This window comes from Acidiplasma sp. (genome assembly GCF_038728925.1).
Lineage (GTDB): Archaea > Thermoplasmatota > Thermoplasmata > Thermoplasmatales > Thermoplasmataceae > Acidiplasma > Acidiplasma aeolicum.
This window is the reverse complement of sequence record NZ_JAVYSZ010000028.1, coordinates 1-7,612: the sequence shown is the minus strand read 5'-3', so window position 1 is coordinate 7,612 and position 7,612 is coordinate 1. Positions and strand designations below refer to the sequence as shown.

Sequence of the window (7,612 nt, the reverse complement as noted above, 5' to 3'; positions counted from 1 at the left end):
AATTGCCAGGGCCTATAATGTTGACAGGCGCGTTGTAATAAATACCTTAAAAAGAATAAAAGAAAATAAGGAATTGTATGATTTCTTTACAAATTTAAAACCTGTTGCCGATTTTTCCGATTCAGGTTCAAAAATGGGTTTTGGCGTCATAGAGATAATACCTGATAACGCGGCAAAACCAGGAATTATTTCTGGGGTAATTTCTGTTATTTCAAAATATAATATAAGCATAAGGCAGGTTATTACCGATGACCCTGATTTGATTGAGAACCCAAAGGCCGTTGTTGTTACATCAACACAGCTATCAGGTGATATTATAAGAGAAATAAAAAAGGTTGATGGTGTTAAGGGGGTTACAGTCCTATGAAATTATCAAGATTATTTCCATAAATTAAATTCATTAAAGTATTTATTTTGTTGTTAACATCATTAAATGTGTCCCCAAAGACATTTATATGCCCCATCTTTCTTTTTATCCGTATTTCTTCCTTATGATACCAGTATATATTTGTACCGCCCATTTCAAGTATTTTTTTTATTTTATCATCAATGGATGTACCAATAATGTTTAATATGCCTGATGGCCTGAAAAGCACCGGCTTCTGAATGGGAAGGTCAGCCACTGCAAGTATATGTTCCTCGAACTGTGATATTGATGAACCTAAAAGTGTATGATGCCCGGTATTATGTACCCTTGGTGCGTATTCATTTATTAATATTTCATTGCCCGTTACATAGAATTCTATACCCATAACACCAATATAGCCAAGTTTATCCATAAGTTTTTTTGCCATTTCAGGCATTTTATTATTACCATCCAATGGGGCTATATTATAAATAAGAATGCCGTTTTTATTGTAATTGAAGGATGGATCAAAAAACTGAAAATTTCCATTGCTGCCCCTAACCGCTATTATTGACGCCTCATAATCGTAATTTATAAATTTTTCCACGACAAATGGTCCAGAGTCCTGGCATTTTAAACTATCTGTATTTTCATTGATAAAATACTGCCCCTTGCCATCATATCCACCACGGCAGGTTTTTATTACAGCCCTGCCCATCCTCTTTGCCGCCCTGAATGCAGATTCAAAATCCTCGTGGTACTCATACTGTGCAATTGGGAAACCGTTTTTTTGCAAAAAATCCTTTTCAAGCGATCTATCCCTTTTTAACTCAACTGTTTTTATATCTGGTCTTAATTTTCTTGATGAACTTGCATATTCAAGGGTTTTCTCATCAACATGTTCAAATTCAAATGTTATATAATCACAGGAATCAACGAACGTTTTATACTCATCCGTTGTAAAAAATTTATCTGCTATGTATCCTGCAGGGCCCTTTTCCCTGTCTATAACATAAAACTTAAAAGGATATCTCTTCATGGTAATTATCATCATGTATCCAAGCTGGCCTGAACCTATTATTCCAATAATCATAATTTCTCACCAAGAACCTTATTTTTTTGATCCTCCAGGAATTTTTCCAGAAACATTTTTAATTTATCATATTTTATTGATAATATTCTAACAGCAAGCAGGGCCGCATTTTTTGAATTTCCTATTGCCACCGTCGCAACAGGAACACCTGACGGCATCTGTACTATTGATAAAAGAGAATCAAGTCCATTTAGATTCCTTGATGGTACTGGCACGCCAATTACGGGCAATGTTGTCATGGATGCTACCATACCGGGAAGATGTGCCGCCCCGCCGGCCCCTGCTATGATAACCTCTATGCCATTATTTATTGCATTCTTTGCATATTCAAGCATAAATTCTGGTGTTCTATGGGCCGATACAATTTTATATTCAACCTCTATACCAAAAAATTTTAGGGTTTCAATGGCATCTCTCATGGTTTCAAAATCTGAGCTGCTGCCCATGATAACTGCTACCTTCATAAAACATAATATAATAATATTTAATAAAATTAATTTAGCAATAAAAATAATTTTTATTTAACGATGACGCTGGCGCTCATATTAAATACTCCTGCTGTGGAGCTGCTTAAATGTATATTATCTGTTAGGTTAAACTCCATTATTGCAGTTGTGGTTCCGGCATGTGAAACTGAAAGTGTGTTAATTACCAGTGCGAAGGAATGGGCAAGCTTCAATGTTATATTCTTCCCAAGTATATCTATGGTTACCTTACTAATGTATATTTTTATCATATTAAATGTTCCAGAATGAACTGTTATGTTTGAAAGGAAGGTTGCATTTGATAAAGCCACATCAAATATGTTTACAGTTTTATCATGCAGTGAATAATTGTACCAGCCTGTGCTATTTGATGATGCCTTATCATAATGAAGTGCTATTGCAGAGAATGTTATGTAAACGCCTGTTGCACCGGATAGGGATATCCCGGAATCAGCAGCCTCCAACCTCAATGTGCCATGAGTTTCATAATCGTATCCATAATATGCTATCCCGCCTATTACAATAATTATAATTGCAACAGCAATTATCTTTTTCAAATTCATGCATTTATAACGAAAATTTTCTATATAAATATAACTGATGGATAATCTCATTTAATATCATGTTTTAAATTTAAAACTTTACTCAGGATTTTCTTATTGCTATTACAAAAATTTTCAAACTACAATTGCTTAAAAAAGAAAATGGAAAATATCTAATATGAATTTTTGAATACCATTATATGAAAATTCTTGTAACCGGCCATAGAGGTTTTATTGGTGGTCATATATATAATTATTTAAAATCAAATAATTATGAAGTATACGGCTTTTGCCATTGAGTAATGGAATAAAAAAAGTAATGAACTGCATTGAAGATAGTAAATTATGGTATTTTTTGTTATGGTAATATCCAGAATAATTATTATTCAGGGCCATAGTAAGGATTATTTACAAAATAATTCAATAAATTTATAAATTTGATTGTCATTATCTAGCATGGATAATATTAAAAAACTGATACCTTACTGGTTCTTTGTGTTTACAATTGGTTTCGGCTGGTTTATTATCTCACCGGTGGTTCCGGAGCTCAGCAAATTGCTATCCACCAATCTTTCTGGAATATTGCTGGTGCTGTCTGCATATGGATACACAATGGCTATTATAGGTCTCATAGCCGGAATTCTATCTGCAAAATTTACTGTTAAGTCTGCCCTTTATCTGGCAGTAATATTTTCAGTGATAGGCTTACTGGCAAGGGCATTTTCAAACAATTACATGGAATTTCTAATTTTCTCATTAATGGCGGCAACGGCATATCCATTTTCACTTGCGCCTGTTGGAAGTATTGCGGAATCAATGGATCCTGTTAAGTCAGCAACCATAGCAGGCTTAAGCATAGGATTTCTATTCTTAGGCATGTCAGCCGGATCATTAATTGGGCCGTACATATTTATAGCACTTGGGATCAGGGGAATTTTATTGCTCCCTGCAGTGCTTGCCATAATTGCATCAGCCATTTTAATCCCAGTGCTTAAAAGCTATCCGGCCAGATACAGGGGGAAATCGTTGAAGGGTTCTTTTAAGATAGGAATGTTAAAAAACTGGTATGTTGGATTATCCATGGCATCAATATCAATTCTATTTGGAGGAATAGCATCAACAGTTCTTGGATTTCATTTCAGTGCATTAACAGCACTTAAACTATCAGGCCTTCTTAGTGGTTTGGAATTTTTGGGATCTGCAATAGGCGCTCTTTTACTACCATATATTTTTGAAAAATATAAAATGTTAAGGACAGGCACAGTTGCCTCCGGTTCAATGTCTTTTATATTCGGTATGGTACTTCTTATTTCAATGGTTTATACAAACTTTAAATACCTAATAATTGCCTCATTTTTTATCTTTGGCTTCTTTGGAAATGCCTTCTGGGTGCTCGCACTGAACTCAATAATGAACTACGTGGATGATCCGGCAAGGGCCGGGTTTGCAACATCAATGTACAGTGTGGCCACAAATGTTGGTGTTGCCATAATACCAGTTTTTGTCGGTGCGGAATTTTCAAATACAAAAACAGTGCTGTACGGCATTGTGCCTGCAATAGTAATTGTGCTTCTGGCCTTTGCCGTATCTCCATTCCTTGCATCATCTGGAATGAAAGGCAAAAATATAACAGAGGAGGAAACAGCCTGAAGATAATTTTTTAGATTTAAATTACAGGACAATTTTATAATAATTTAAAAAATTTTTTTAATTCATAGGTTTTTATTAAAAATGTATGCCATTTTAATACTTTTAAACTCATGGAATTGCTATTCTTGAAACTGCAAGCGCAAGTAATGTTCCATAAATTGCTGTGACAACATAAAGCACTGATAATGAATATTTTATTAATGCCCTTGATTTTTGTGAGTCAAATCTGTCATATAATATACCGCGCACACCATTAAGTCCATGATATAAAACTATGTATGTAAAAACAATATAAAAGGCAAGCCAGTAACCATTATGAAGATTCTCCAGAACCGCGGTAAAAAATCTTATTGGGTGCCCGAAGTCTATATTTGCCAGATACAGGTGAATGCCCAGGAAGAATATTAAAAATATGCCTGTAATTACCTGCAGGAGCCATCCCAGCGGGCCGAGCCCTTTTAATCCATTTGAATTTTTATTATTCATCTAATGACCTCCCAAGAATAAATACGCATAGTATAAAAACAAAACAAGAAGGACCATGGATATGGATTCATATGCATAAAAAAATAGCTTATGGTGTTTAAGGCCTATGCCAAACTCATTTAATGCAAGCCTTATTCCATTTGCACCATGGTAAAATATTACAAGGGCCAGAAGCATATCCATTACTATGAATATATCAAAGGGACCGTATGTGATATTCTGCACAAGTGAGTTGTAGGTTGTCCTACCATCAAGCAGGCTTGACAGGAATATCAGGTGCATGTATAAATAAATAACTATGACAAGGCCGGAAAACCTCTGGAATGCAAAGGCGAAATATCCTGTCCCCTTATCCTTAATATTAAACCATCCCGCTATGCCTGTTTTATTCATTTCTTACCACCCATTATATTTTTTAATTCATATTTTAATCCCTGCACCCTCAATTTCTGTATTGCAAATGATGGCCTGACATCCTTGGGGCAGGCCTCAGTGCATTCACCGGCAAAATGGCATCTTGATGTGCCATCATCACTGTTCGCTATATCTATTCTATACATTATTCCCTGATCACGGTTGTCAATATTGTATCTGAATAAGGCCGTTAATGGTGCCGGTCCGAGATAATTTTCATCGGTGCCAACAACAGGGCATGCCGCCATGCATAATCCACATTTAATGCACTGTGCATACTCCTTAAATTCATTGAACTGCTCTGGTGTTTGGGGTATTTCAGCACTGTAATTTCCATCATCATCCCTTATAATGTAGGGTTTTACCTTTTTGTATTTATCAAAGAATGGGTCAAAATCGACTACAAGATCCTTAATTACATTATAATGTGGCAGTGGACTAATTTTTATAATATCTGAGTGAAGGCTTGCAAGCTGTGTGGAACATGCCATTCTGGGCCTTCCATTAATTTCCATGCCACAGCTTCCACATATTTCCATTCTGCATGAATACCTGAATGACAGTGTTTGGTCTATATTCTCTTTTATATAAAGCAGGGCCTCAAGAACAGTGGAAGCCTTATCCGCCGGGACATTATAATTATCGTAATATTCATCTCCGTGTTCATTCCTTCTTTTAACCATTAGTTTATACATTTTAAACACCTCAGTAAACCCTCGGGGCAGGCTTCCATTTAGTAATTGTTACAGGTATGTAATAAAATTCAGGGCCATTTACTGTATATCTTGCCATTGTATGCTTAAGGAAATTTGTATCATCACGTTCCGGAAAATCTATACGGTAGTGGGCCCCACGTGATTCCTTCCTTAACAATGCACCCTTTGTTATAATCTCTGAAAGGTCAAGCATAAATCCGACCTCAAGTGCCCATTGAAGTTCTATGTTAAATGTCATTGATTTATCCTCCACTGATATGCCCCCGTACCTTGATTTAAGCTGTTTAATCCCCTTAAGGGCAGTTAAAAGCCCATTTTCGTTCCTGAAAACACCTACATATCTGTCCATTAAAGCCCTCAAATCTTCCCTGATTGCAGCAACATTTTCACCGCTGTTTCTTTTTAGTATTGCATCATATATCCTGTTTTCCTCATCCAAAACCTTGTTCATGTTTATATCCGGAATATTCCCTGACATTGCAAATTCAGCTGCCCTCTTTCCAGCAACATTGCCAAATGCAAGGCATTCATTGGTGGAGTTCGAACCGAGCCTGTTGCCGCCGTGGATGCTTACAGCAGCATTCTCGCCTGCACTGAATATTCCTGGAACCGTTGTCTCGGTATTAACATTAACATGTATCCCGCCCATTGTGTAATGCGTTGCCGGCCTTACAGGTATTGGTTCATTTGCTGGATCTATATTATTGAATTTTCTTGCTATATCCGTAATCATTGGTAGTCTTTCCTCAAGCTTATCTGCTATGCCGGTTAAATCCAGGTTAACATACTCAATATCTCCATATTTACCCTTAATTCCATTGCCCTTCTGCAGCTCCCACATTATGGCCCTGGATACAATATCCCTTGGGGCCATATCCTTCTTTGATGGGGCGTATTTTTCCATGAACCTCTGGCCCTTATTATTTACAAGAAATCCCCCATCTGCCCTGGCACCCTCGGTTATAAGTATTCCCGATGGAACAAGGCCTGTGGGATGGAACTGTATGAATTCCATATCCTTCAAGGGGAGGCCTGCGCGGTAGGCTATTGCATCACCATCACCGGTGACAAAATGTGCATAGGTGCTAAATTTATACAATCTTCCGGCACCACCGGCTGCAAAAATAAGGGATTTGGCCTGAAAGGCCAGAAACTCTCCAGTTTTTATGTTTATTACTGTTAGGGCGTTAAACCTATTGTTATCAATAATAAGCGAGGTAACAAAATACTCATTATAAAAATGTATATTATCATATTTCAATGCCCTTGAAAAAAGGGTCTGCATCACATGGAATCCGGTTTTATCGGCTGCAAATGTTGCCCTTGGAAAGCTAAGCCCCCCAAAATCTCTTTGGGATATTGTTCCATCAGGATTCCTTGACCATGGGCACCCCCAGTGATCTGTTGTATATATCTGTTCCGGCACCAATCTTACAAATGTTTCAACTGCATCCTGGTCTGCAAGGTAATCACTGCCCTTAATTGTGTCATATGCATGAAGGTCAAAATTATCCTTTGGGTTTAGCACAGCACTGGTACCGCCCTCTGCAGAAACCGAATGGGACCTAATGGGGTAAAGCTTGGATATAAGTCCAACACTAATTTTACTGTCATATTCTGCAGCTGATATGGCTGCCCTAAGTCCTGCCATACCACCACCTATAATAATTATATCCTCCTTTATTACCTCCAATTTATCACTTCATGCTTAAATGCATTCAATTTATAAAAATATTATTGGCTTTTTTAAAGGTTTTAAAAAAATATATTAAAACATTTTATTTAAAACATAAATACAAAAATTTAATAAATAATAGAAAAAATATTTTTACTTATTATATTAAAATATTTTCAAAATATTCCTTGATAAGATCATCATA

10 protein-coding genes are annotated in these 7,612 nt (G+C 36.5%); 3 read left to right on the top strand and 7 right to left on the bottom strand.

Annotated features, from left to right (window positions below; all coding sequences use genetic code 11):
* On the top strand, positions 1-367 hold a 367-nt coding region (locus QXW15_RS07605; protein ID WP_342790275.1), incomplete at its 5' end, for a regulator.
* Here QXW15_RS07605 and QXW15_RS07600 read toward each other — a convergent pair.
* The 3 genes from QXW15_RS07600 to QXW15_RS07590 are packed head-to-tail and all read right to left on the bottom strand — an operon-like array spanning position 354 to position 2,487.
* Positions 354-1,439: a 5-(carboxyamino)imidazole ribonucleotide synthase gene (locus tag QXW15_RS07600; RefSeq protein WP_287961507.1), complete on the bottom strand. Its 1,086-nt coding sequence runs from the start codon at positions 1,437-1,439 to the stop codon at positions 354-356. The genes QXW15_RS07605 and QXW15_RS07600 overlap by 14 nt on opposite strands.
* The gene (gene purE, locus QXW15_RS07595) at positions 1,436-1,903 is read right to left on the bottom strand and encodes a 5-(carboxyamino)imidazole ribonucleotide mutase (RefSeq protein WP_342790273.1); all 468 of its coding nucleotides are present in this window, start codon (positions 1,901-1,903) and stop codon (positions 1,436-1,438) included. Before purE ends, QXW15_RS07600 begins: the two co-directional genes overlap by 4 nt.
* A gap of 53 nt (positions 1,904-1,956) precedes the next feature.
* On the bottom strand, positions 1,957-2,487 hold the full coding sequence (locus QXW15_RS07590; protein WP_287949940.1) for a DUF4382 domain-containing protein: 531 nt from the start codon (positions 2,485-2,487) through the stop codon (positions 1,957-1,959).
* A gap of 179 nt (positions 2,488-2,666) precedes the next feature.
* On the opposite strand from QXW15_RS07590, the gene QXW15_RS07585 reads away from it, so the two are divergent.
* Positions 2,667-2,765, top strand: a complete 99-nt coding sequence (locus QXW15_RS07585; RefSeq protein WP_156150351.1) for an NAD-dependent epimerase/dehydratase family protein — start codon at positions 2,667-2,669, stop codon at positions 2,763-2,765.
* A 157-nt stretch (positions 2,766-2,922) separates the two neighbouring features.
* Positions 2,923-4,116, top strand: a complete 1,194-nt coding sequence (locus QXW15_RS07580; protein WP_342790271.1) for an MFS transporter — start codon at positions 2,923-2,925, stop codon at positions 4,114-4,116.
* Positions 4,117-4,224: 108 nt separating this feature from the next.
* Here QXW15_RS07580 and QXW15_RS07575 read toward each other — a convergent pair whose 3' ends face one another.
* Genes QXW15_RS07575 through QXW15_RS07560 form a run of 4 tightly spaced genes read right to left on the bottom strand, consistent with a single transcriptional unit; the run spans position 4,225 to position 7,425 of the window.
* Positions 4,225-4,602 carry a succinate dehydrogenase gene (locus QXW15_RS07575; protein WP_287949943.1) on the bottom strand — a complete coding sequence of 126 codons (378 nt, stop codon included), beginning with the start codon at positions 4,600-4,602 and terminating at the stop codon, positions 4,225-4,227.
* Complete coding sequence (locus QXW15_RS07570) at positions 4,603-4,995, bottom strand: succinate dehydrogenase (RefSeq protein ID WP_048102378.1); 393 nt, start codon at positions 4,993-4,995, stop codon at positions 4,603-4,605.
* Entirely contained in the window at positions 4,992-5,711 is a 720-nt protein-coding gene (locus QXW15_RS07565) for a succinate dehydrogenase iron-sulfur subunit (protein ID WP_054963787.1), read from the bottom strand. The genes QXW15_RS07570 and QXW15_RS07565 overlap by 4 nt, the downstream gene beginning before the upstream one ends.
* A gap of 10 nt (positions 5,712-5,721) precedes the next feature.
* Positions 5,722-7,425, bottom strand: coding sequence for a succinate dehydrogenase/fumarate reductase flavoprotein subunit (locus QXW15_RS07560; protein ID WP_287961253.1), 1,704 nt, complete (start codon positions 7,423-7,425; stop codon positions 5,722-5,724).
* Positions 7,426-7,612: the final 187 nt, after the last annotated feature.

Coding starts and splice junctions, on each gene's coding strand:
- QXW15_RS07600 (WP_287961507.1), bottom strand. CDS start 1,439: ATGATTATTGGAATAATAGGTTCAGGCCAGCTTGGATACATGATGATA.
- purE (WP_342790273.1), bottom strand. CDS start 1,903: ATGAAGGTAGCAGTTATCATGGGCAGCAGCTCAGATTTTGAAACCATG.
- QXW15_RS07590 (WP_287949940.1), bottom strand. CDS start 2,487: ATGAATTTGAAAAAGATAATTGCTGTTGCAATTATAATTATTGTAATA.
- QXW15_RS07585 (WP_156150351.1), top strand. CDS start 2,667: ATGAAAATTCTTGTAACCGGCCATAGAGGTTTTATTGGTGGTCATATA.
- QXW15_RS07580 (WP_342790271.1), top strand. CDS start 2,923: ATGGATAATATTAAAAAACTGATACCTTACTGGTTCTTTGTGTTTACA.
- QXW15_RS07575 (WP_287949943.1), bottom strand. CDS start 4,602: ATGAATAATAAAAATTCAAATGGATTAAAAGGGCTCGGCCCGCTGGGA.
- QXW15_RS07570 (WP_048102378.1), bottom strand. CDS start 4,995: ATGAATAAAACAGGCATAGCGGGATGGTTTAATATTAAGGATAAGGGG.
- QXW15_RS07565 (WP_054963787.1), bottom strand. CDS start 5,711: ATGTATAAACTAATGGTTAAAAGAAGGAATGAACACGGAGATGAATAT.